Source organism: Aeromonas sp. 9A (genome assembly GCF_963900955.1).
Taxonomy (GTDB): domain Bacteria; phylum Pseudomonadota; class Gammaproteobacteria; order Enterobacterales; family Aeromonadaceae; genus Aeromonas; species Aeromonas salmonicida.
This window is the reverse complement of the sequence record NZ_CAWRFG010000001.1, coordinates 753,412-777,227: the sequence shown is the minus strand read 5'-3', so window position 1 is coordinate 777,227 and position 23,816 is coordinate 753,412. Positions and strand designations below refer to the sequence as shown.

23 protein-coding genes are annotated in these 23,816 nt (G+C 58.7%); 4 read left to right on the top strand and 19 right to left on the bottom strand.

The window, feature by feature from the left end:
* Nucleotides 1-75: 75 nt before the first annotated feature.
* Both AACX78_RS03885 and rpsU read right to left on the bottom strand, forming a co-directional pair.
* Nucleotides 76-519, bottom strand: coding sequence for a GatB/YqeY domain-containing protein (locus tag AACX78_RS03885; RefSeq protein ID WP_159165440.1), 444 nt, complete (start codon nt 517-519; stop codon nt 76-78).
* 15 nt (nt 520-534) lie between these two features.
* The gene (gene rpsU / locus AACX78_RS03880; RefSeq protein ID WP_005309452.1) at nt 535-750 is read right to left on the bottom strand and encodes a 30S ribosomal protein S21; all 216 of its coding nucleotides are present in this window, start codon (nt 748-750) and stop codon (nt 535-537) included.
* A gap of 179 nt (nt 751-929) precedes the next feature.
* On the opposite strand from rpsU, the gene tsaD reads away from it, so the two are divergent.
* Nucleotides 930-1,943 (top strand): tRNA (adenosine(37)-N6)-threonylcarbamoyltransferase complex transferase subunit TsaD, encoded by a 1,014-nt coding sequence (tsaD, locus tag AACX78_RS03875; RefSeq protein WP_159165439.1) that lies wholly within the window; start codon nt 930-932, stop codon nt 1,941-1,943.
* Nucleotides 1,944-2,027: 84 nt separating this feature from the next.
* Here tsaD and rpoS read toward each other — a convergent pair whose 3' ends face one another.
* The 14 genes from rpoS to rlmD all read right to left on the bottom strand — a co-directional run bounded on the left by rpoS (nt 2,028) and on the right by rlmD (nt 16,722).
* Complete coding sequence (gene rpoS / locus AACX78_RS03870) at nt 2,028-3,011, bottom strand: RNA polymerase sigma factor RpoS (RefSeq protein ID WP_017411567.1); 984 nt, start codon at nt 3,009-3,011, stop codon at nt 2,028-2,030.
* Between the two features lie 47 nt (nt 3,012-3,058).
* Nucleotides 3,059-4,102 carry a LysM peptidoglycan-binding domain-containing protein gene (locus tag AACX78_RS03865; protein ID WP_159165438.1) on the bottom strand — a complete coding sequence of 348 codons (1,044 nt, stop codon included), beginning with the start codon at nt 4,100-4,102 and terminating at the stop codon, nt 3,059-3,061.
* 9 nt (nt 4,103-4,111) lie between these two features.
* Nucleotides 4,112-4,693: a YqaA family protein gene (locus AACX78_RS03860; RefSeq protein ID WP_201302772.1), complete on the bottom strand. Its 582-nt coding sequence runs from the start codon at nt 4,691-4,693 to the stop codon at nt 4,112-4,114.
* A complete protein-coding gene (locus AACX78_RS03855; protein ID WP_005318888.1) occupies nt 4,690-5,307 on the bottom strand; it encodes a protein-L-isoaspartate(D-aspartate) O-methyltransferase in 618 nt (205 codons plus the stop codon). The genes AACX78_RS03860 and AACX78_RS03855 overlap by 4 nt, the downstream gene beginning before the upstream one ends.
* A gap of 4 nt (nt 5,308-5,311) precedes the next feature.
* Nucleotides 5,312-6,058 (bottom strand): 5'/3'-nucleotidase SurE, encoded by a 747-nt coding sequence (gene surE / locus AACX78_RS03850; RefSeq protein ID WP_021139209.1) that lies wholly within the window; start codon nt 6,056-6,058, stop codon nt 5,312-5,314.
* A complete protein-coding gene (gene truD, locus AACX78_RS03845; RefSeq protein ID WP_159165437.1) occupies nt 6,039-7,097 on the bottom strand; it encodes a tRNA pseudouridine(13) synthase TruD in 1,059 nt (352 codons plus the stop codon). Before truD ends, surE begins: the two co-directional genes overlap by 20 nt.
* Nucleotides 7,097-7,573, bottom strand: a complete 477-nt coding sequence (gene ispF / locus AACX78_RS03840) for a 2-C-methyl-D-erythritol 2,4-cyclodiphosphate synthase (protein WP_005318882.1) — start codon at nt 7,571-7,573, stop codon at nt 7,097-7,099. Before ispF ends, truD begins: the two co-directional genes overlap by 1 nt.
* Nucleotides 7,574-7,706: 133 nt before the next feature.
* On the bottom strand, nt 7,707-8,396 hold the full coding sequence (gene ispD / locus AACX78_RS03835; protein ID WP_159165436.1) for a 2-C-methyl-D-erythritol 4-phosphate cytidylyltransferase: 690 nt from the start codon (nt 8,394-8,396) through the stop codon (nt 7,707-7,709).
* Nucleotides 8,389-8,706: a cell division protein FtsB gene (ftsB, locus tag AACX78_RS03830; RefSeq protein WP_005318876.1), complete on the bottom strand. Its 318-nt coding sequence runs from the start codon at nt 8,704-8,706 to the stop codon at nt 8,389-8,391. Before ftsB ends, ispD begins: the two co-directional genes overlap by 8 nt.
* Nucleotides 8,707-8,885: 179 nt before the next feature.
* Nucleotides 8,886-10,187, bottom strand: coding sequence for a phosphopyruvate hydratase (gene eno / locus AACX78_RS03825; RefSeq protein ID WP_005318874.1), 1,302 nt, complete (start codon nt 10,185-10,187; stop codon nt 8,886-8,888).
* An 89-nt stretch (nt 10,188-10,276) separates the two neighbouring features.
* Entirely contained in the window at nt 10,277-11,914 is a 1,638-nt protein-coding gene (pyrG, locus tag AACX78_RS03820) for a glutamine hydrolyzing CTP synthase (protein WP_005318871.1), read from the bottom strand.
* Nucleotides 11,915-12,055: 141 nt separating this feature from the next.
* On the bottom strand, nt 12,056-12,853 hold the full coding sequence (gene mazG, locus AACX78_RS03815; protein WP_159165435.1) for a nucleoside triphosphate pyrophosphohydrolase: 798 nt from the start codon (nt 12,851-12,853) through the stop codon (nt 12,056-12,058).
* 96 nt (nt 12,854-12,949) lie between these two features.
* Nucleotides 12,950-15,160: a GTP diphosphokinase gene (gene relA, locus AACX78_RS03810; RefSeq protein ID WP_159165434.1), complete on the bottom strand. Its 2,211-nt coding sequence runs from the start codon at nt 15,158-15,160 to the stop codon at nt 12,950-12,952.
* Nucleotides 15,161-15,399: 239 nt separating this feature from the next.
* On the bottom strand, nt 15,400-16,722 hold the full coding sequence (gene rlmD, locus AACX78_RS03805; RefSeq protein ID WP_058406572.1) for a 23S rRNA (uracil(1939)-C(5))-methyltransferase RlmD: 1,323 nt from the start codon (nt 16,720-16,722) through the stop codon (nt 15,400-15,402).
* Between the two features lie 230 nt (nt 16,723-16,952).
* Here rlmD and barA point away from each other — a divergent pair, with 230 nt between their 5' ends.
* The 3 genes from barA to AACX78_RS03790 all read left to right on the top strand — a co-directional run bounded on the left by barA (nt 16,953) and on the right by AACX78_RS03790 (nt 21,195).
* Nucleotides 16,953-19,664 carry a two-component sensor histidine kinase BarA gene (gene barA / locus AACX78_RS03800; protein ID WP_159165433.1) on the top strand — a complete coding sequence of 904 codons (2,712 nt, stop codon included), beginning with the start codon at nt 16,953-16,955 and terminating at the stop codon, nt 19,662-19,664.
* Nucleotides 19,665-19,794: 130 nt separating this feature from the next.
* Nucleotides 19,795-20,274: a YehS family protein gene (locus AACX78_RS03795; protein ID WP_005318863.1), complete on the top strand. Its 480-nt coding sequence runs from the start codon at nt 19,795-19,797 to the stop codon at nt 20,272-20,274.
* Nucleotides 20,275-20,277: 3 nt separating this feature from the next.
* Nucleotides 20,278-21,195, top strand: coding sequence for an N-acetylmuramoyl-L-alanine amidase (locus AACX78_RS03790; protein ID WP_159165432.1), 918 nt, complete (start codon nt 20,278-20,280; stop codon nt 21,193-21,195).
* An 86-nt stretch (nt 21,196-21,281) separates the two neighbouring features.
* On the opposite strand, the gene pdxJ is transcribed toward AACX78_RS03790, so the two are convergent.
* The 3 genes from pdxJ to era all read right to left on the bottom strand — a co-directional run bounded on the left by pdxJ (nt 21,282) and on the right by era (nt 23,767).
* On the bottom strand, nt 21,282-22,019 hold the full coding sequence (gene pdxJ / locus AACX78_RS03785) for a pyridoxine 5'-phosphate synthase (RefSeq protein WP_159165431.1): 738 nt from the start codon (nt 22,017-22,019) through the stop codon (nt 21,282-21,284).
* Between the two features lie 140 nt (nt 22,020-22,159).
* Complete coding sequence (gene recO, locus AACX78_RS03780) at nt 22,160-22,867, bottom strand: DNA repair protein RecO (RefSeq protein ID WP_159165430.1); 708 nt, start codon at nt 22,865-22,867, stop codon at nt 22,160-22,162.
* Nucleotides 22,868-23,767, bottom strand: coding sequence for a GTPase Era (era, locus tag AACX78_RS03775; protein WP_005318854.1), 900 nt, complete (start codon nt 23,765-23,767; stop codon nt 22,868-22,870).
* Nucleotides 23,768-23,816: the final 49 nt, after the last annotated feature.

Below are 23,816 nucleotides of genomic sequence, written 5' to 3'. Positions count from 1 at the left end.
CACTGCGTAGAAAATAAAAAAGCCGCGCATTCCCAGGGAAGCACGGCTTCTTCGACCAAACAAGAGAGTTGCCTGTTACGCCAAGCGGGTTTTCACCTGAGCACTGACGGCGCCGACATCGGCACGCCCCTGAATTTTCGGCTTCAAAACAGCCATGACCTTGCCCATATCAGCCATGACGGCAGCACCACTTTCAGTGATGGCTTGCTCAATCAGTGCGGCAATTTCGTCTGCGGTCAGCTGTTGTGGCAGGAATTCCTGCAGCACAATGATCTCGGCGGACTCTTTGTCGGCGAGATCCTGGCGACCGGCAGCTTCAAATTGGCTGATGGAATCGCGGCGCTGTTTGACCATTTTGGTCACGACAGCGAGGATATCCTCATCATTGAGCTCGATACGGGAATCAACTTCACGTTGCTTGATTTCTGCCATCAACAAACGGATCGCCCCCAAGCGAGCCTTATCTCTGGCAAGCATGGCAAGTTTTTGTTGATCCTTGAGTTGATCCTTCAGAGACACGGCATTATCTCCTGATTAGTACAGGCGGATACGACGTGCGTTTTCGCGAGACAGCTTCTTGGCGTGACGCTTTACAGCAGACGCTTTGGCGCGCTTACGAATGGTAGTCGGCTTCTCGTAGAACTCACGGCTACGAACTTCAGACAGGATACCGGCCTTTTCGCAAGAACGCTTGAAGCGACGCAGAGCAACGTCAAACGGCTCATTTTCACGGACTTTGATTACTGGCATGTGCCTTTCACCTCAGTGATATATTGTTAGCTGACCATCAGTCGATCAGCATGTCTTAAAATGGTGCGAAATTATACTCTGGACAGGGAATGAAAGTAAACCCGCAGAGATCGCTCTGGTTTAAAAAACCCGCGAAGGTTACCATAGCCGTCTCATTTTAGCAGTGAAATTTTTTAGCAATGCGTGTATTGGGCATAGAGACATCCTGTGACGAAACCGGGATCGCGATCTTCGACGATCAAAAAGGGATCCTTTCCCATCAGTTGTACAGCCAGGTCAAGCTGCATGCGGACTACGGTGGCGTTGTCCCCGAGCTCGCCAGCCGGGATCACGTTCGCAAGACGATCCCCTTGATCCAGGCCGCATTGCAAGAGGCGGGACTGGGTAAAGATGACATAGATGGCATCGCCTATACAGCGGGGCCGGGTCTGGTTGGCGCCATTCTGGTAGGGGCCACCATAGGCCGCTCGCTGGCGATGGCGTGGAACAAACCGGCCATCGCCGTGCATCATATGGAAGGCCACCTGCTGGCTCCCATGCTGGAAGAGAGAGCCCCCGAGTTTCCCTTCGTGGCGCTGCTGGTCTCCGGTGGTCACTCCATGCTGGTGCGGGTCGACGGTATCGGCAGTTATCAGCTGTTGGGTGAATCCATCGACGATGCGGCTGGCGAAGCCTTTGACAAGACTGCCAAGCTGATGGGACTGGACTACCCGGGTGGCCCACTGCTTTCCAGGCTGGCAGAAAAGGGCACCACCGGACGTTTCCACTTCCCCCGTCCCATGACTGACCGCCCGGGGCTCGACATGAGCTTCTCCGGTCTCAAGACCTTTGCCGCCAACACCATAGCTGCCAACGGTGATGATGAGCAGACCCATGCCGATATCGCCCGTGCGTTTGAAGATGCGGTGGTCGATACCCTGGCCATCAAGTGCCGCCGCGCCTTGAAGGAAACCGGCCTCAAGCGGCTGGTGGTAGCCGGTGGCGTCAGCGCCAACCGTCACCTGCGTGCCCAGCTGGCCGAGCTGATGGAAAGTCTCAAAGGCGAGGTGTTCTATCCGCGTACCGAGTATTGCACCGATAACGGCGCCATGATCGCCTATGCTGGCATGCAGCGCCTGAAGGCAGGGGTGTTCGAGCCGCTGGCTGTCAAAGCAGTGCCACGCTGGCCACTGGACACTCTGGATCCGGTGTGATCCTGCGGATCCGATTGCAATGAAGAAGGGGCCCATGGCCCCTTCTTCATTTCTATCAGCAGTATCAGACTGCCTTGGTACTAACTAATTGGTACGAAACAGCGCCTCAATGGAGAGCCCCTGGCCCAGCAGGATCTCCCGCAAGCGACGCAGTCCTTCCACCTGGATCTGGCGTACCCGCTCCCGGGTCAAGCCTATCTCGGATCCAACATCTTCCAGCGTGGCCGGTTCATAACCGAGCAGACCGAAACGACGTGCCAGTACTTCGCGCTGCTTGGGGTTAAGCTCTTCCAGCCAGTGCACTATGCTGGCACGCATGTCGTCATCCTGCGACTCCAGCTCGGGCCCCATGCCACGTTCATCAGAGAGCACATCCAGCAGCGCCTTGTCACGATCGCCACCGATGGGGGTATCCACAGAGGTGATCTTCTCGTTGAGCTTGAGCATACGATTTACGTCGTCTACCGAGCGATCCAGTGCAAAGGCGATGTCCTCTGCAGTCGGTTCATGATCGAGACGATGGGAGAGTTCACGAGCAGTACGCAGATAAACGTTCAGCTCTTTGACCACATGGATAGGCAGACGGATGGTGCGGGTCTGGTTCATGATGGCCCGCTCTATGGTCTGGCGGATCCACCAGGTGGCATAGGTGGAAAAACGAAAGCCGCGTTCCGGGTCGAATTTCTCTACCGCGCGGATGAGGCCAAGGTTGCCCTCTTCGATGAGATCCAGCAGTACCAGGCCGCGGTTGTTGTAGCGACGGGCGATCTTGACCACCAATCGCAGGTTGGACTCAATCATGCGCTTGCGGGCGGCTTTGTCGCCTCGCAACGCACGACGAGCGTAATAGACTTCTTCTTCGGCGGTGAGCAAGGGGGAGAAGCCAATCTCCCCCAAATAGAGCTGGGTAGCATCCATCACCTTGTTGACTTCTGGAGCCATCAGTTCATCGGAAATAGTCTCTTCAACTTCAGCGGCTACTTCCTGAACCTCTTCTTCCTCACGGGTCTCCAGCTCTTCGTCGAACTCTAACTCGGCATCCTGCATAACCAGTTGTTCTTGGCTCATGGTGTGTCTCCCTGACCTGAACCAGAGTAAGACTTAACTCTCTGGGGTTAACGCTTTGGCAAATAGCTCATCGGGTTTATCGACTTGCCTCGATACCGGATTTCAAAGTGCAAACGCACATCCGGCGCGTCCGTGCTACCCATGTTGGCAATGACCGCTCCGCCTTTGACGCTATCCCCTTCCTTTACTCGCAACTCGTCGTTGTGAGCATAAGCCGAGAGGTAGTCATCATCATGCTTGAGGATGATCAGCTTGCCATAACCCCTTAGTGCGCTACCCGCATAGACGACTTTTCCGCCACTCGCAGCGTAGACGGGTTGCCCCTTCTGGCCAGCGATATCTATGCCTTTGTTTCCCTGTTCTGCAACGGAGAAACCCTCGACGATCTGGCCTTTGGTCGGCCAGTGCCAAGATAGCTTGCTGTAGGATTTGTCTGATTTTTGTTCTTTTACCTGAGCGTATTCTTTTGAAGATGGCTGAGCAATCGTTTTCTGTTTGATAAATGGAGTGGTCGTACCTGATGGTGCCATTGCTAGCGGTTTGGGGCCGCTACTTTGAGGTGTGACAGGACGCGTCACGGCAACCATCTGGCCACCGCCCATAGCGGCAGACTGTACGTTCAGCACCTGACCAACATGGAGCCCATAGGGTGCCTGCAGGTTGTTGCGCTGTGCAAGTGTTTGATTCGACATGCCAAACTGACGGCCAATACTGCTTAACGTGTCGCCACGACGCACTTGATAGGTGCTGGCGCTGCGATTGGCAGTCAGGGTATTGCTACCGGATGCATCGAGCCTGAGTTGCTGTCCCGGGTAGATGTTATAGGGAGGGCTGATACCGTTGAGGCTGGCCAGTGATGGCACATCGTTACCCGAATTGAAGGCGATGGAGTAGAGGGTATCCCCTTTTTTCACCGTGTAGCTGTTGCCCTGAATAGCAGGTTGGGCCGCCCCATGACGAGCCGGTATGGTGGAGACAAGGCGATCATTGCTCAATCCCTGTACCGGAGCAGCAGTCTTGCTGGAAGAGCAAGCGAGCAGCAGCCATGACAACACGACGATACTGCTTCCTTGCCAGACACGCGAACGCATAGTGGATCCTTAACGACTAAACCAGAAATAGGCCGCAACGGCCAAACCAATACAGAGCCAGCCCAGCACATCCACATAGTGCATCAGCTTGCGCTCCATTTTCTCACCGCCCCAGCGCATCAGGCCTGCCACCAGGAAGAAGCGCATGCCACGGCCGATCAGCGAGGTCACAATGAAGGGCAACAGTGCCATATGCAGCAAGCCCGCCGTGACGGTAAACACCTTGTAGGGGATTGGCGTGAAGCTGGCAATAAAAATCACCCAGATGCCCCACTGCTCGAACCACTGCTGTGCCAGGGCAATCTTGCCTTCATACCCCACAGAGACCACCAACGGCTGTGCCAGCGGCTCCCACAGGGCATAGCCGAGCGCATAGCCGAACACGGCCCCCAATACGGAGAAGATCGTCGCCAGGGTAGCGTAGTGCCACGCCTTGTGCGGCTTGGCCAGCGCCATGGGCGCCAGCATGACGTCAACCGGAATAGGCCAGAACACCGACTCGATGAAAGCAGTGATCGCCAGATAATAAGGGGCATACCTGTGACGAGCCCACTGCATCACCAGCACATACAGACGAGAAAACAGCTTCACTCAACATCTCCATCAATTAGGGGAACAAAGCGCACAGGCTCCAGGATCCGGCTGGTCAGCTGGGAGCCGGCCCGTTCGATCAGTTGCAAGGTCTGATGACTATCACCCACCGGCAGCACCAGACGGCCACCATCGGCCAGTTGATCGGTGAGAGCAGTAGGCACCTCACTGGCCGCTGCCGTCACCAGGATTGCATCGAACGGCCCTTTATTGGGCCACCCCAGCCAGCCGTTGCCGTGCTTGGCCGAGACGTTGTGCAGATCAAGCTGGCGCAGTCGGCGCCGGGCCTGGAACTGCAGCGACTTGATCCGCTCCACCGTATAGACGTGCTCCACCAGATGTGCCAGCACGGCGGTCTGGTAACCGGAACCAGTACCAATCTCCAGCACGTGGGCCGGATCATTCTGGATCAGCAGCTCGGTCATCCGCGCCACCATGTAAGGCTGGGAGATGGTCTGACCATTGCCGATGGGCAACGCCGTGTTATCCCATGCCTTGTGGGCCATGGCTTCATCCACAAACAGCTGACGCGGCACTTTCGCAATCGCCGCGAGTACGCGGAAATCACGAATGTCCTGTGCGATCAGCTGGTTCAACAGGCGCTGTACTATCACACCTTCATCCCTGCAGGTCTAACCAAGCCCCCAGACCCGCCAGACTGCTGTATGCAGTCATATCGATGGTCAGGGGGGTGATCGAGACATAGCCCTGCTCGATGGCGGCGAAATCCGTGCCTTCTCCCGCATCTTGCTGGTTGCCGGGGGGACCAATCCAGTAGATCGGCTGACCACGGGGATCCTCGGTACAGATCACCGACTCCGCCCGATGTCGATTGCCAAGGCGTGTCACCTTGATCCCCTTTACCTGATCAAGGGGCAGGTCGGGCACGTTCACATTGAGGATCTGATCGGCAGGCAGCGGATGCACCATCACCCCCCTCACCAGTTGGGCTGCATAATGGGCCGCCGTGGCGAAGTGGGTCCGTCCTACCAGTGAGATAGCAAGGGAGGGAAAACCGAGATGGCGTCCTTCGGTCGCCGCCGCGACCGTGCCTGAGTAGATGACATCATCTCCCAGGTTGGCGCCATGATTGATGCCTGCAACGACCATGTCCGGCTCTGGGCGCACCAGTTCGTTGACCGCCAGATGCACACAGTCGGTCGGGGTGCCCTTCACCGCATAGTAACCGTTTTCGCTGATACGGGAGACCCGTAGCGGTACTTCCAGCGTCAGGGAGTGACTCGCGCCGCTGCGATTGCGATCCGGCGCCACCACAGTAACCTCGCCACACGCCCTCAGTGCATCGCTGAGCGCGCGAATACCCTCGGCATGCACACCATCGTCATTACTGACCAGAATTCGCATCGGACTGATTCCTGAAACCATGATCGGCCTCTTCGGCCTGCATTAATTCACGTACCACGCTGGTCGCAAAGGCGCCGGCCGGCAAGAAGAAGGACAAGGTCAACACCTCGCCGTCCAGCTGCCAGCTCATCTGCTCCGGCTTGAGCAGCAGCGGGCGGCGATCCTGATCCAGTCTTGCTTTTTCCAGCCCGTCACACCACTCGGCATAAGGAGCCAACACCGCCTGCTCAAACTCGGCGGCAGCGCCCTGGCTTGCCAGGCGGCCGCGTCCCCACTGGGGGGCGGTCAGTTGCACGTCACCGGAAGCCAGCCGTGCAGCCAGCTCAGGGCTCAGCACCTCTTCACTGAAGATGGAATGGCTGCCTTTGAGCATCACGCAGTCGCCGGCCAACAGCTGATGGGCCAACCCCTGCTCGATACGGGCACTGACGATGGCATTGAACAGCATGCTGCGGGCGGCGGAGAGATAGAGGGAGCGCTTGTTGCGATCCTTGATCCGCTTGCCGGCAAACATCGCCTTGGCCGCTTCCAGGTTGTTGCCACCCCGGCCGAAACGCTGCTCGCCATAGTAATTGGGCACCCCCTGAGTGGCGATGGCTTGCAGGCGGGCCTCCAGCCCGTCGGCCTGCGCCAGACCGGTGAGACGCAGGGTGAAATGGTTGCCCTTGAGGTAGCCGACCCGCAATTTGCGGTTGTGGCGCCTGGCTTGCAAGATCTGGATGCTGTCGCTCTCGACCACCGACAAGTTCGGCTCGGCTTTGCCCGGCAAGTGGATGCCGAACCACTGCTCGGTCACAGCGTGGCGATCTTTGAGGCCAGCCCACGTCACCGCATTGCGGTTAACCCCGGCTGCATCGGCCAGCAGGCCCGCAACCCAGGCAGTGTTCTCGCCGGTTTTGCGAACCCGGACGAAGATGTGCTCACCTTCACCACAAGGCTCGAAGCCCAGATCCTCAACCACCACAAAATCGCTGGCCTCGGCCTTGAGAATACCCTTGGCGGCAGGCACACCATGCAAATAACTGAGCTGTTCCAACATTATTGTTTCACCAGTAAGACGACGGCTTCGGTGGCGATCCCTTCCTTGCGCCCCGTAAAGCCGAGTTGTTCTGTGGTAGTCGCCTTGACATTCACCCGGTTCAAATCACATTGCAGGTCTGCGGCCAGCACGGCGCACATGGCGTCGATATGGGGCGCCATCTTGGGGGCCTGGGCTATGATGGTCACATCCAGATTGCCGATGGCATAGCCCGCGGTTTTTACCCGGGCAAACACGTCCCGCAGCAGGATACGACTGTCGATCCCCTTGAATTGCGCAGCGGTATCGGGAAAGTGACGGCCTATGTCACCGGCGCCGATGGCGCCCAGCAAGGCATCGCTCACAGCGTGCAGCACCACGTCACCGTCGGAGTGAGCAAGCAGTCCTTGCTCGTACGGCACAGCAACCCCGCCCAGCATACAGGGACCCACTCCACCAAACTTGTGTACATCAAAACCATGACCAATTCGCATCATGCTTGGCGTCCTCTCAACATACAGGGACCTACCTCGTCAATTTTGTGCACGTCAAAACCACGTCCAATCCGGATCATGCCTGCTCCTTTAAGTCACTTTCATCGCCAGTGGACACATCCGTCGCAACAACGGCTTATGTCTGCTGGCTTAAAAACAGCCCAGCCAGAGAGAGATCCTCAGGCCGGGTTACCTTGATATTGTCAGCACGTCCTTCCACCATACGCACCGTGAAACCGGCACGCTCCATGGCAGAGGCCTCGTCAGTGATGGTGGCCCCCAGTGCCAGTCCCTCCTCCAGCGCTCGCTTCAGGGTGCGAGCGGGGAACATCTGCGGCGTCAGCGCATGCCAGAGCTGCTCGCGATCGACGGTACCAATGATGTTGCCTGCAGCATCAGAGCGCTTCATGGTATCGCGCACCCGGCTGCCGAGAATGGCGCCCCCACACTGGATGGCGGCGGCGATCAGGGCATCGAGATCGCCATGGGTCAGACAGGGGCGGGCGGCATCGTGAACCAACACCCAGTCACTGTCGGCCGCATGTAACGCATTGAGAACGGAAAAGGCGCGCTCGGCGCCCCCCTCTACCCGCAGGATACGCGAGTCGGCCGCCACGGGCAGGGTTTCAAACCAGCGATCATGAGGCGCCAGCGCCACTATCACCTGCGCTATCGCCGGGTGAGAGAGCAGCCGCTCCAGGGTATGTTCGAGAATGGTCCTGCCCGCCAGGTGCAGGTACTGCTTGGGACAATCGGCCCCCATCCGGCTGCCGATGCCAGCGGCCGGAACGATAGCGATCACACCAGTGATTTTCGCATCAGTCATCGTAGGGCTCATCGTCCGGCGCCGTCTCCTGATCTTTATCCTTGGGGATAATCCGGTAGAAGGTCTCGCCCTGCTTGATGTAACCAAGATCGTTGCGCGACAACTCCTCGATGGCCTCAAGGCCCGAGGTTAAATCATCAATCTCGCGATAAATCAGGTTATTACGATCCTTGAGTACCAGATTATCCTGCTGCTGCCGGGAGATGGCATCAGACAATTCGTGATAATCGGACAGGCCATTCTTCCCCAGCCAGAGGTCGTATTGAAGCCCTCCCAACAGGAAGAGCAGGATAAGAGTGAGTAGCCGCATGCACTGAGTCTCCTTCAAGCGGCCTAGTTTCCCATATTCGCAGGCAAGACAAAAGGAAGCCTGTGCCCCGTATGGGTTGGGCCGGAATAAAAAATGCAGAAACCGCAAACGGCTGAGGCGGATACGAAAAAGCCCCGCCAGATTAGCGGGGCTTTGAGCAGATTAAGGGCAGGCTGGAATTAAGCCTGGCCTTTCACTTCTTTCAGACCGTTGAAAGGAGCTTTGGCACCCAGAGCTTCTTCGATACGGATCAGCTGGTTGTACTTGGCAACACGGTCAGAACGGCTCATGGAACCTGTCTTGATCTGGCCAGCAGCGGTACCCACAGCCAGGTCGGCGATGGTCGCGTCTTCGGTCTCACCGGAACGGTGGGAGATGACGGCAGTGTAACCAGCGTCTTTGGCCATCTTGATGGCAGCCAGAGTTTCGGTCAGGGAACCGATCTGGTTGAACTTGATCAGGATGGAGTTGGCGATGCCGTTGTCGATGCCGCGCTTCAGGATCTTGGTGTTGGTTACGAACAGGTCGTCACCCACGATCTGGATCTTTTTGCCCAGCTCTTTGGTCTGGTAAGCGAAACCGTCCCAGTCAGATTCGTCCAGGCCATCTTCGATGGAGACGATCGGGAACTTGGTGGTCAGATCAGCCAGGTAGTCAGAGAACTCGTTGGAGGTGAAGATACGACCTTCGCCTTTCAGGTTGTACTCTTTCTTCTCGGCGTCGTAGAACTCCGAAGCAGCGCAGTCCATGGCCAGGGTGATGTCTTTACCCAGTACATAGCCAGCAGCAGCAACGGCTTCTGCGATCACTTCCAGCGCTTCGGCGTTGGATTTCAGGTTGGGAGCGAAACCACCTTCGTCACCAACAGCAGTGTTGTAGCCCTTGGACTTCAGCACTTTGGCCAGGTTGTGGAACACTTCAGCACCCATGCGAACGGCTTCTTTCAGGGTCTTGGCGCCAACCGGCTGGATCATGAACTCCTGGATGTCGACGTTGTTGTCGGCGTGCTCACCACCATTGATGATGTTCATCATCGGCAGCGGCATGGAGTAAACACCCGCAGTGCCGTTCAGCTCGGCGATGTGAGCATACAGCGGCATGCCTTTGGCAGCAGCAGCGGCCTTGGCGTTGGCCAGGGAAACAGCCAGGATGGCGTTAGCGCCAAACTTGGATTTGTTCTCGGTGCCGTCGAGGTCGATCATGATCTGGTCGATAGCAGCCTGGTCCTTGGCATCTTTACCCAGCAGAGCTTGAGCGATCGGGCCGTTTACGGCTTCGAGGGCTTTCAGCACGCCTTTACCCAGGAAACGGCTCTTGTCGCCGTCACGCAGTTCCAGCGCTTCGCGGGAACCAGTGGACGCGCCAGACGGAGCAGCTGCCATACCAACAAAACCACCTTCCAGGTGAACTTCGGCCTCAACGGTCGGGTTACCACGGGAGTCGATGATTTCACGACCGATCACTTTAACGATCTTGGACATGTGTATTTCCTCAGGTTTCGTAAAAAAACAACAAAAATATGCCAAAAAAAGCGGCTGTGGCACAGAGCCTCAACCGCATTTATTTTCAATTACTTCAGATTACGCTTCTGATACTCGCCTGCCGCCTTCACAAAACCGGCAAACAGGGCGTGGCCATCACGGGGAGTTGAGGTGAACTCCGGGTGGAACTGCGCCGCCACAAACCAGGGGTGATCCGGGATCTCGATAATTTCCACCAGTTTCTTGTCGGCGGAGAGACCGGTCACTTTCAGACCTGCCGCTTCAATCTGCGGCAGCAGCTTGTTGTTCACTTCGTAACGGTGACGATGGCGCTCGTAAATGGTCGGGCTGCCGTACATCTGACGCACCTTGGAATCCTCGACCAGGTGGCAGAGCTGGGAGCCCAGACGCATGGTGCCACCCAGATCGGACTTCTCGGTACGGGTCTCGACGTTGCCTTCGTCATCCACCCACTCAGTGATGAGACCGACAACCGGATAGGCGCAATCTTTCTTGAATTCAGAGGAGTGAGCACCTGTCATGCCAGCGACGTTGCGCGCGAATTCGATCATGGCAACCTGCATGCCGAGACAGATCCCCAGGTAAGGGATCTTGTTCTCACGGGCATACTGGGCAGCCAGGATCTTGCCTTCCACACCACGCTCACCGAAACCACCCGGAACCAGGATCGCATCCAGGCCTTCCAGCAGCTCGAAGCCGCGGGTCTCGATGTCTTGAGAGTCGATGTACTTGATGGTGACGGAGAGACGGGTCTTCAGGCCACCGTGCTTGAGCGCCTCGTTGACGGACTTGTAGGCATCCGGCAGAGAAACATACTTGCCGACCATGCCGATGGTCACTTCCGCAGTCGAGTTGGCCTCTTCGAAGACAACCTGTTCCCACTCGGACAAGTCGGCCTCCTTGCACTCCAGACCGAAACGCTCGGTGAAGTAGGAGTCCAGATTCTGGGACTTGAGCAGTGCCGGGATCTTGTAGATGGAGTCGACGTCTTTCATGGAGATGACGGCGCGCTCCGGCACGTTGCAGAACAGACCGATCTTGGCACGCTCGTTGGCCGGAATGGTGCGATCGGAACGGCAGATCAGCACATCCGGCTGAATACCGATGGAGAGCAACTCTTTCACGGAGTGCTGGGTCGGCTTGGTCTTCAGTTCACCGGCAGCCGCCAGGTAAGGAACCAGAGTCAGGTGCATGAACATGGCGCTGTTGCGGCCCACTTCAGCCGCCAGCTGACGAATGGCTTCGAGGAACGGCAGGGACTCGATGTCACCCACGGTACCGCCCACTTCGACGATGGCAACCTGATGGCCTTCGGCACCGGCAATCACCCGCTCCTTGATGGCGTTGGTGATGTGCGGGATAACCTGAATAGTGGCGCCCAGATAGTCGCCACGGCGCTCTTTGCGCAGCACGTCAGCGTAGATGCGGCCAGTGGTAAAGTTGTTGCGGCGAGTCATCTTGGTGCGGATGAAACGCTCGTAGTGGCCCAGATCCAGATCGGTCTCGGCCCCGTCCTCGGTTACGAACACTTCACCGTGCTGGGTCGGGCTCATTGTGCCCGGATCCACGTTGATATAGGGGTCCAGTTTCATGATGGTCACATCCAGACCACGGGCTTCCAGAATGGCTGCCAGAGAAGCTGCGGCAATGCCTTTGCCGAGGGATGAAACAACGCCACCAGTTACAAAAATATATTTTGTCGTCATGCTGAACCTGAAAGAAGTTTAGGGAATTTTAAGGGGTGCTTCGGGGATGAAGCAGGACGGGGAAACAGTATACCAAAACCCCCACTCCCAAACAATGAACAAAAATCTATCAGGCTCACAGCGCCATCGTCTTGCGCCAAATCAACTTTGTTCGGTTTCCTTGGCCTTGTCCCAGGCGGAGTCCAGCTTTTCGAGCGAACAATCGATCATTTTCAAGCCTTCCGCAGCGATAAATTGCTCAACCTGCCGAAAGCGACGCTCGAACTTGGCGTTGGCGCCCCGCAGCACCTGCTCCGGATCCTTGCCCAAGTGACGCACCAGATTGACGGTGGCAAACAGGAGATCACCAAGCTCATCGCTCACCCGCGCCTCGTCCACGTCGGCCATCAGTGCCTCTTCCATCACTTCGTCGATCTCTTCGTGGATCTTGTCCACCACAGGCCCCAGGGTTTTCCAGTCAAAGCCGACTGTGGCGCAGCGCTTCTGGATCTTGGCGGCGCGAGTCAGGGCCGGCAGCGAGAGCGGTATGTCATCCAGCACGCTCTCTTTATCGAGTGCCGCCCGCTCTTTGGCTTTTTCCGCCTCCCAGTTCACCTTGACCGCCTGCTCATCGCCAAGATCCGCATCGGAAAACACATGGGGATGACGGCGAATGAGCTTCTCGCTCACCGCATCGACGATATCGGCGAAATCGAACAGTCCCTGCTCCTTGCCAAGCTGGGCATAGAAGACCACCTGAAATAGCAGATCGCCGAGCTCCCCCTTCAACCCCTGCCAATCCTGCGTTTCGATGGCATCGGCTACCTCATAGGCCTCTTCCAGGGTGTGGGGCACTATGGTCTGGAAGCTCTGCTTGAGATCCCAGGGGCAACCCCCTTGCGGGTCACGCAGACGAGACATGATATCGAGCAGTTGGGGCAGGTCGTAACGTTGGGACATGGGATGTTAACTTTCCATTCGTGGTTGCAGGGGGCGTGATCAGGAGGAAAACAGTGACCGACCTTGCGGTCGGTCATTGCTGCGGGCGGGTCACCATCAGAGGCGCTTGGCGCTGATCACGTCATTTAGCTGGCTCAACTTGGCCAAGGCCCGGTTGAAGGCGTTGATGTTGTAGATCTCCAGCTCCATGTCGATCTCGGCAGTCTGCTCGCGCACATTGGAGCGCGAACGCACCCCCATCACGTTGATCTTCTCGTTGGCCAGCACTGTGGTGATGTCCCGCAGCAGACCAGAGCGATCATTGGAGAGGATACGGATGGTAAGGCCATAGCCACCTGAGTAATTCTCTCCCCACACCGCATCGATCAACCGCTCCGGGTTGCGGCGGGAGAGCTCCTTGAGCTGCTCGCAATCATCTCTGTGGATGGAGACCCCGCGCCCCATTGTGATGAAACCCTGTATGGTGTCGCCCGGAATGGGCTGGCAGCAACGGGCTATGTGGGTCATCAGATTGCCGACCCCTTCCACCACTATGTGATCCTTGGGCTTGGGCCTGATCGGGGTATTGGCCTTCTGCTCCAGTTTTTCCAGCACCCGGCGATCTTCTTCCTCCGCCGTCGGCTTGTTGTAACGAGTGTCGAGGTAGTTGAGCAGCTGGTTGATGCGAATGTCACCGCTACCAATGCCGGCCAGCAGGTCTTCCAGCTCCTCGGCGTGGAAACGCTCCAGCACCACCTTGTCGACCTTGGAGAGGGTCAGGTTGTGTCTGTCCAGCTCTTTTTCCAGCAGTTCCTTGCCAGCGGCTATGTTCTTGTCCTTGTCCAGTTTCCTGAACCAGGTGGCCACCTTGGCCCGTGCCCGGCTGGAGCGCAGGAAGCCGGAGTTGGGGTTCATCCAGTCGCGGCTCGGGTTCGGCTCCTTCTGGGTGATCACCTCCACCTGATCGCCGGTCTGCAGTGCATAGGTGAACGGCACTATGCGGCCGTCAATCTTGGCACCGATGCAGCGGTGGCCGATCATGCTGTGGACGTGATAGGCAAAATCGAGTGGGGTGGCGCCCGCCGGCAGGTCGATAACATCCCCTTTCGGGGTGAACACATAGACCCTGTCCTCGAATACCTGACTGCGCAGATCTTCGAGCAAGGATCCGCTCTCGGAGAGATCCTCCTGCCAGGCGAGCAGCTTGCGCAGCCACTCGATCTTGTCTTCAAAGTTGTTGGCTTTGTTGGCAGCCTGCGCCCCTTCCTTGTAACGCCAATGCGCGGCAACGCCGAGCTCGGCATCCTGATGCATCTGGTCGGTACGGATCTGGATCTCCACCGTCTTGCCCTCTGGCCCCACCACGACAGTGTGGATGGACTGGTAACCATTGGGTTTGGGGTTGGCGACATAGTCGTCAAACTCGCGGGGAATATGGTGGAAATGGGTATGAACGATACCGAGTGCCGCATAGCAATCCTGCAGCCGCTTGGTCACCACCCGCACGGCACGCACGTCAAACAGCTCGTTAAACTCGAGGTGCTTCTTCTGCATCTTGCGCCAGATGCTGTAGATGTGTTTCGGGCGGCCATAGACTTCCGCCTCCACTCCGGCCTCTTTGAGCCCGTCGCGCAGGGACTGCACGAACTCGCGGATGTAGCGCTCCCGGTCGAGCCGCTTCTCGTCGAGCTGCTTGGCGATCTGCTTGTAAGTATCCGGGTGCAGGTAACGGAAGGCGAGATCTTCCAGCTCCCATTTGAGCTGACCAATGCCAAGCCGGTTGGCCAGCGGGGCATAGATGTTGGTGATCTCCTGGGCCATCAACACCCGGGTCTCTTCATCTGCCTTCTTGGCTTCCCGCAGGCAGGCAATCCGCTCCGCCAGCTTGATGACAACGGCGCGCACATCCTCGACCATGGCGAGCAACATGCGTCGCACATTGTCGACCTGCTCCGGTGAGGTTTCGCTGCGGTGCAGAGTCTGCAGGGAGCGGATGGCCTCCATCTCCAGCACCCCTTCCACCAGCTTGGCGATCTTGGGGCCGAAGTCTTCGTCCATCCGCTCCTGGCTGATGAGGCCGGCTTCGACGAAGGGGTAGATGATGGCGGCCTTGAGAGTGCCGAGATCCATGCTGAGCATCAGCAAAATACCCGCCATCTCGACACCACGCACCAGCAGACGGTTGGTGATCGCCTCGTCACCGAGCGTCAGACAGTACTGATAAACGGTTCGCAGTTGATCCTTGTCACTGTCACTCAGGTTGAGCGAGCTGACCCACTCTTCCAGGGTGAAGTTGTCTTTCAAATGAATATCGCGAACCGCAACCATGGTATCAATCCTTTAAATTATTGGGCCGAAAGCTGCCGCTTCCTCCCCCTCACCTGATGAGACTGCCTCAAATGGGGATATCTGGAGAACTTTTCAAGGCATATTGTCAATAAAGACAATAGAGTTCTCCAACAGGCCCTGCCGATTTACGAGGGTCTAGATTACCTCAATCATTACTGCTCAAACAGCGCAATGGCGTCCAGATGGCCGCAGCGACGGAACATCCGGACATCCTCTGCTTAGCCCCGCTCAAACAGCGCCATTGACTCGAGATGACCCGTGTGCGGGAACATGTCGAGCATCCCCAGGCGCACCAGTCGGTAGCCCCCTTTCACCAGCACCTGACTGTCACGGGCCAGGGTGACCGGGTTACAGGAAACGTAGACCACTCGCTTGGGTGAAAGTTTCACGACGTGACCCATCACCTCCAGCGCACCGGGGCGAGCCGGATCCAGCAGCACCAGATCGAACCCTTCCCGCGCCCAGGACATGCCGACTATGTCGCCGCTCAAGTCCGCCTTGTAGAAACGGGCGTTGTCGATGCCGTTGCGACGGGCGTTCTCCTCGGCGCGGGCCACCATGGCCAGATCCCCTTCCACTCCCACCACTTCACGGGCCTGACGGGCCAGTGGCAGGGTGAAGTTGCCGATGCCGCAGAACAGATCCAGTACCTTGTCATCCTTGCTCGCACCGAGCCACGCCAGCGCCTGGGCCACCATGCTCTGGTTGATGGGGCCATTGACCTGAATGAAGTCACCGGGAGCGAATGCAAGAGACAGGCCATCCAGTGAGTAGGATGGCTGGAATACTTGGTGCAGTGGCTCGATGCGTTCATCGGCCGCCTGCAGATAGAGGTCTATCCCCTGCGACTTCGCAAACGCCACCAGCAGGGCGCGATCCGCCTCGTTGGGACGACCGGTGTGGCGCAGCAGCATCATGATCCCCTGCTCTGCCTGGATAAGCTCCGCATGGCCCAGCTCACGCTGACTCTTGAGGCGATTGAGGCACTCGCGCAGCGGTGCTATGAGGGCAGAGAGCGGCTCGGCCAGCACGGGGCAACCCTCAATCTCCACCAGATCGTTGGACTGGCGGCGACGAAAACCGACCCGGGTGCAGCGGCCATTCTTGTCAAACTTGATGGCCAGCCGGCAGACCCGACGGTAGGCGCGGGACTCCCCAGTCAGCACGGGCTCCAGCACTGGCGCCTTGATCTGCCCCAGTCGTTCGAACAGGCTGACCAGCCCGGCCTCTTTGGCAGCCTGCTGATCCGCTTCGCCGAGGTGCTGGGCATTGCAGCCGCCGCACTCGCGGTAGTGGTTGCAGAAGGGGGCGATGCGGTTCGCCGCCGGGGTCACTACCTGTTGCAAGGCGGCGTGAGCATACTGCTTCTTGTCGTCGAGGATGCGGGCCTTGACCTGCTCGCCGGGCAAAGCCCCTTCGATGAAGATCGCCTTGCCCTGATGACGGCCGATACCGACGCAGTGGTGATCCAGACTGTCTACCGTAAATTCAATACGTTGGGGCTGGGTGGATTTCTTTTGGGGCTTGAAAAACTGGGCCATAAAACTTGGTGCCTATAGGTGGCTATGTCATGATTGTGGAATCTGCAGCAGGCTATTGTCCCACAAGAATAATAGTATGACCAAATCCGGCCTGCGGGCCCGCCCACTGTCGTTTGCCCTCTTGCCTACCCTGATGATCGGGGGACTATCCGCATGACCCAATCCGGCCTGCGCGCTCATGCCGTGTCATTGACCATCTTGCCCACCCTGATGATCGGGGGACCATTCGCATGACCAAGTACGGCCTTCGAGCCCGGGTGCTGGCCTTTACCATATTGCCGACCCTGATCATTGGCGGCCTGATGGCAGGTTATTTTACTTTCCACCGCTACCAGCAGCTGGAAAACAACCTGATCGATCAGGGCATCAACATCATAGAGCCCCTGGCCATCGCCAGTGAGTACGGCATGACCCAGCACAGTCGCGAGTCGCTCAAGCGGCTGATTGGCCTGACCCACCGCAAAAACTCGCCGCTCATCAAGTCCATTGCCGTCTTCACCCAGGACAACCAGCTGTTCGTGACGTCCAACTATCACAGGGACTTCACCCGACTGCGGCTGCCCGATGGCAGCCAGATCCCCGAGCTGACCAGCGTCACCCTGTACGGTGACGACATCATATTGCGCACCCCGATCCAGGCCGAAACCAGCATGGATGGCTTCCCGCTGCCCAGCGACGTGGAGCCGCCGATGATCGGCTACATCTCCATGCAGATGACCACGGACAGGGCCATGATCCTGCAGTATCGCGACACCTTCTTCGCGGTGATCATGGTGCTCATCGGCATCGCCTTCAGTACCCTGTTTGGCTTCAGGCTGGTCAAGAGCGTGACCCAGCCCATCACCGATATGGTGCAAGCGGTGCACAAGATCAGGGAGGGGCGCCTCGATACCCGGGTCAGCGGTCAGCTCACCGGCGAGCTGGACATGCTGAAAAACGGCATCAACGCCATGGCCAAGGCGCTCTCCGAATATCACGAGGAGATGCAGCAGAATATCGATCAGGCTACCTCGGATCTGCGGGAAACACTTGAACAGATAGAGATCCAGAACGTCGAGCTCGACATGGCCAAGAAGCGGGCGCAGGAGGCTGCGCGGGTCAAATCCGAGTTCCTGGCCAACATGTCCCACGAGCTGCGCACCCCGCTCAATGGCGTCATCGGCTTCACCCGCCAGCTGCTCAAGACGGCGCTGACTCCGAGCCAGACCGACTACATGCAGACCATAGAGAAGTCGGCCCGCAACCTGCTAGGCATCATCAACGACATCCTCGACTTCTCCAAGCTGGAGGCAGGCAAGCTGCAGCTGGAGCATATCCCGTTCAGCCTGCGCGACACCCTCAACGAGACCATGCACCTGCTCGGCCCTAGTGCTCACGACAAGCAGCTCGAACTCTCCCTGCAGGTAGATGCCGAGGTGCCGGACTATCTCACTGGCGATCCCATGCGCCTGCAGCAGGTGCTGACCAACCTCGCCGGCAACGCCATCAAGTTCACCGAGCGTGGCAACGTGGATGTCCACATAGAGCAGACCGGCGGCAGCAACGGCAACAAGGTGCGGCTCAACGTACTGATCCGCGATACCGGTATCGGCATCTCTGAAGAGCAGCAGCGCCAGTTGTTCCAGGCCTTCAATCAGGCCGACTCCTCCATCTCGCGCCGTTATGGCGGCACCGGTCTCGGTCTGGTCATCACCCAGAAGCTGGTACAGCAGATGGGAGGCCAGATCCGTTTTGAATCCGAGCTGGGCAAGGGGTCCATCTTCTCCTTCAGCCTGGACATGGACGTCTCTCCCCTGCCCCAGACCGAGAAGCTGCCGCTGGATCGCATTCAGGGCAAGCGGGTCTGGCTGCTGGAGCCGGATCCCTTCAGCCACTCTTCCCTGTGTGCCCTGCTGGCCGAATGGCAGCTGGATGTGCAATCTCTCGCCATCGATACCATCTGGCCCGAGATGAGCAATCAGGACATGGTGATCATCGGCAGCAGCACACTGCACACTCCGCAGCAGGTGATCGCTCGCCTCGATGCGCTGGACGGCCAGCAGAACACCATAGTGTTGCTCAGCAGCCACGAGCCATCGCTCTATGAGGCCATGCTGGCCCACGGTGCCCAGCACTGTCTCTCCAAGCCCACCAACCACCGCAAGCTGCTGCACGCCCTGCTCTCCCCCGAGGCGACCAAGAGCGCGCCGCTGCCCACCCCCTCCCCACGCAGCGTGCAGGCAATCAAGGTGCTGGCGGTGGACGACAATGCGGCCAATCTCAAGCTGATCGCCGCTATGCTCAAGGAGATGGTGAGCCAGGTGGTGGTGTGCAAGAACGGCAAGGAGGCCGTCAGACTGGCCCAGAGTCAGCCGTTCGACATCATTTTCATGGATATACAGATGCCGATCATGGATGGCATCAGTGCTACCCAGGCGATCCGCAGCCAGTCCCTCAACACTGAGACGCCCATAGTGGCGGTCACCGCCCACGCCATTCCCGGCGAGCGGGAACGGCTGATCCGGCAGGGGATGGATGACTATCTGGCCAAGCCCATCGACGAGAGCATGCTGGCCCAGCTGATCACCGACTTCGCCAACCGTCGCCACCAGAACCACGGGGATCAGCAGATCGACTGGTCCCTGGCGGTGCGTCAGGCCGCTGGCAAGCTGGATCTCGCCAAAGAGATGCTGACCATGCTGATGGCCAGCTTCGACGAGGTGGACCCGGTTCTGGAGGCAGCGTTCGCCGGTCAGGTGGAGGATGCCGAGGTGCTGGCACAGCTGCATCGCCTCAATGGCGGCTGTGCCTATTCCGGGGTGCCCGGCCTGCAACGATTGCTCTCCCAGCTGGAGCAACAACTGCGCGACGGGGTGCCGGTCAGCGAGCTGGAGCCCGAGTTGCTGGAGTTGCAAGATGCGATGGAGCAGGTGCGTCGGGAGGCGCCCCTTTACCTCGCCTGAATGCCGTGGATGCAGCGTGGCGCCGGTTGGCAGCCGCTATCAGCCTCCGTTAATGAACAGAGTCGGCCCTGCTTTTTCTGACGCGGGGCGCGCCAGATGATAAAGTTGCGCCGTTTCTACAGGAGTCAACATGACCAACAACGATATTCTGCGCCGTCTGCGCTACGCCCTCACCATCAGCAACGACCAGATGGTCGAGATGTTTGCCAAAGGCAATCTGACGGTCACTCACGCCCAGTTGCACAGCTGGCTGATGAAAGAGGCGGCTGAAGGGGAAGAGCAGGAAGCGGGCTATGTCGCCTGTCCCGATGCAGCCCTGAGCCAGTTCCTCGACGGCTTCATCATAGCGCGCCGCGGTGTGCGGGAAGATGCCCCGGCCCAGGTGATCCCGAACCGGATCAACAACAACATGATACTGCGCAAGCTGCGCATCGGCCTGAACTACAAAGAAGAGGACATGCTCGGCACCCTCAAGCTCGCCGACTTCAACCTCTCCAAGTCCGAACTGAGTGCCCTGTTCCGCTCCAAGGATCACAAGCACTATCAGGATTGCGGGGATCAGATCCTGCGCAACTTCCTCATCGGCCTCACCGCCAAGTACCGCGCCTGAGTCATGGGCCAGCGTATCTGCTCACTGTCAGCCCGTGTCCCGCTGGCCAGTGGGCGGCGCTGGCCGTCGCGCCTTCCCGAACCGAGCTCGAACAGGGCCATATGGCTGCGGTTATGGTCACTCTGCCTCATACTGCTGCTGAGCGCCTGCCAGCCTGCCCCCTATCAGCTCTCTTCCCGTTACCCCAGCGCCAGCCAGAATGAACGCATCGCTTTCCTGATCCTGCACTACACGGACGAGGACGACGCCCACTCACTGCGCCTGCTGACCGAACCAGCCCATCAGGTGAGCGCTCACTACCTGATCCCCCGCGACACCGACCAGACACCGCTGCCCGTCTACCAACTGGTGCCCGACAGCCAGCGCGCCTGGCATGCGGGCCGCAGTCGCTGGCACCAGTATGCGGGGCTCAACGCCAGCTCCCTCGGCATCGAAATCGTCAACCTGGGCTATCCGCCGGAAGATGCGCTGCTACCCGCCCACCAGCGGCGCTGGCAGCCCTACACCCAGGCGCAGATCGCCGCCATCGGCGCCCTTACTCAGAAGCTGGTGCAACGCTACCGGATTCCGCCAACTCAGGTGCTGGCCCACAGCGATGTCGCCCCCGAACGCAAGCAGGATCCAGGCCCCCACTTCCCCTGGCGCGAGCTCGCCCTGCACTACGGGGTCGGCGCCTGGCCTGATGAAGCCAGGGTCACAGCACTGCGCCAGCAGCCAGCACCCGCCTGGAATGCCCTCAACTGGCAACAGCAACTCGCCCGTTACGGTTATTGGGTCGCCCCCAGCGGCACCTGGGATGAACAGAGCCGCGCCGCCCTGCGCGCCTTCCAGCTCCATTTCCGCCCGGCCCTGGTCAGCGGCGAGCCCGACGAGCAGAGCCAGGCCATCCTCACCGCCCTGCTGGAACGTTACTTCCCCTAAGTGCCAGAAATAATAAAGGGACGCCGCAGCGTCCCTTTATTATTTCATGCAACCAGTTCGTCTATGGCCGCTAGCTTATCCGACGGTCAGATCCCCTGACGGGCTTCCTGCATCAACAGGCGCATGTCGCTGACCGCCTTGGTCAGGCCGTCGAAGGCGGCCCGGCCTATGATGGCGTGGCCTATGTTGAGCTCATAGAGCTCGGGGATGGCGGCGATGGCCTTGACGTTGTGGTAGTGCAGGCCATGACCTGCATTGACCTTGAGCCCCTTGCCGGCAGCATAGGAAGCGCCGGCGGCGATGCGCTTGAACTCGGCGTTGCGATCGGCATCCGTGGTGGCATCGGCGTAACGGCCTGTGTGGATCTCGATGAAGGGAGCGCCACTGTCGGCGGCCGCGTCGATCTGCAGCGGGTCGGCATCGATAAACAGCGACACCTTGGCCCCCACGGCCGACAGGCGAGTCACCGCATCCGTGATTTTGTCGAGCTGACCAGCCACGTCCAGACCACCCTCTGTGGTCACCTCGGTACGCTTCTCCGGCACCAGGCAGACGAAGTGGGGCTTGATACGACAGGCGATGCCGATCATCTCCTCGGTCACCGCCATCTCCAGGTTCATTCTGGTTTGTATGGTCTGGCGCAGTATCTCCACATCGCGGTCCGTGATGTGGCGGCGGTCTTCCCGCAGGTGGACGGTAATGCCGTCGGCACCGGCCTGCTCGGCCACGAAGGCAGCTTGTACCGGATCCGGATACTGGGTGCCACGGGCATTGCGCAGGGTGGCGATATGATCGATGTTCACACCCAGATAGATTTCACTCATTGAGAACTCCTTGAAAAGCTTCATCTGTTGACTGCGCGGCTACCGCGCGGATATCCATATATCAGCTAGTAGGTTCGATTAGCGCAGCGTAATCGGACGTAGGTAACATTCTTACCGTGCCGGGTAACGCCGCAGGATGGTTAACCCAATCTATTGCGGCGTTTTAAAAACAGCTCCCGGCTCTTCAACTGCCGTCTGCCCAGATAGGGTTGCAGCGCCAGTCGGCTGAAACGTTTGGCCGCCTGCAGCAAGGGAGGGGTATCGAAACGTCCCTCGGCGAAGGCCAGCAGGTGGGCACCGAGGAACAGGGTACGGGGATCCGGCGCCCGCTCGCAAGCAACAAAGCCCAATTCGCGCTCGAAGCCGTAGAGCTGCTCGGGCTGGATCGCGGACTCGTCGTCGGCAGCGTATTCGAAGTCCACCGCATAGCCAAGCGCCTGCAACAGCAGGAACTCGAAGCGGCGCAACGGCAGCTCGGGCGTCTCGCCATCCGCCAGCGCCATCAGGGCACGGGCATAGGCGTCAAACACCTCGGGAAAAGGGGTATGGGCTTCCAGCAGGTAGTAGACCAGCTCGTTGAGGTAGAGGCCGTAGAAGAGGCGATCGCCACCGAGTCGCAAGGAGTGATCCGGACATTCGACCTGGGCGAGATTCTTGAGATCCCCCTTGCCACGCCAGCTGATGGTGAGCAGGGAAAAAGGTTGAAGCAGCCCTTTCAGAGGGGAGCGTGGCCCGCGAGAACCGCGAGCCACCAGAGTAAATCGGCCACTATCCTGGGTAAACACCTCGACCAGCTGACTGGTCTCCCGATAGGGCCGACTGTGGATGACGAAGGCTGGACTCAGCAATCAGTCATCGCCATAACCGAGACTGCGCAGAGCGCGCTCGTCATCGGCCCAGCCTGCCTTGACCTTGACCCACAGCTCAAGGAACACCTTGTTCTGGAACAGGCGTTCCATGTCGATGCGTGCCTCTGTGCCTATGGTCTTGATCTTCTCACCCTTGTTGCCGATGACCATCTTCTTCTGGCCATCGCGCTCTACCAGGATCAGGGCATTGATGTGATAGATGCCGCTCTCTTCCACCTTGAAGCGCTCGATCTCCACGGTCACAGAGTAAGGCAGCTCCTCACCGGTGAAACGCATCAGCTTCTCGCGGATGATCTCGGAGGCCATGAAGCGGGAAGAGCGGTCGGTCACGTAATCTTCCGGGAAGAAGAAGTTGTTCTCTGGCAGCAGATCCTTGGACCACTCGCGGATCTTCTCCACGTTGGTGCCCTTCTCGGCACTGATGGGCAGGATATGGGAGAACTTCATCTGCTGGCCCAGCCACTCCAGGTGGGGCAGCAGGTCTTCCTTGTCCTTGACGTTGTCGATCTTGTTGACCGCCAGCACAACGGGACAGGGCAGATGGCGCAACTTGCCGAGCACCATCTCGTCATCCTTGGTCCAGTGGGTACCGTCAACCACGAACACCACCATGGCCACATCCCCCAGCGAACTGGTGGCGGCGCGGTTCATCAGGCGGTTGATGGCCCGCTTCTCTTCGATGTGCAGACCCGGGGTATCCACATAGATGGTCTGATGGTTGTCCTCGGTGTCGATCCCCAAAATCCGGTGACGGGTAGTCTGGGGTTTCTTCGAGGTGATGCTGACCTTCTGGCCAAGCAGCTTGTTGAGCAGGGTGGACTTGCCCACGTTGGGGCGGCCCACGATGGCGACAAAGCCGCAGTAAGTCGTATCTGTCATGACAGTTTTTCCAATGCCTGTTGTGTTGAAAGACCGCGGCCTCTTGCAT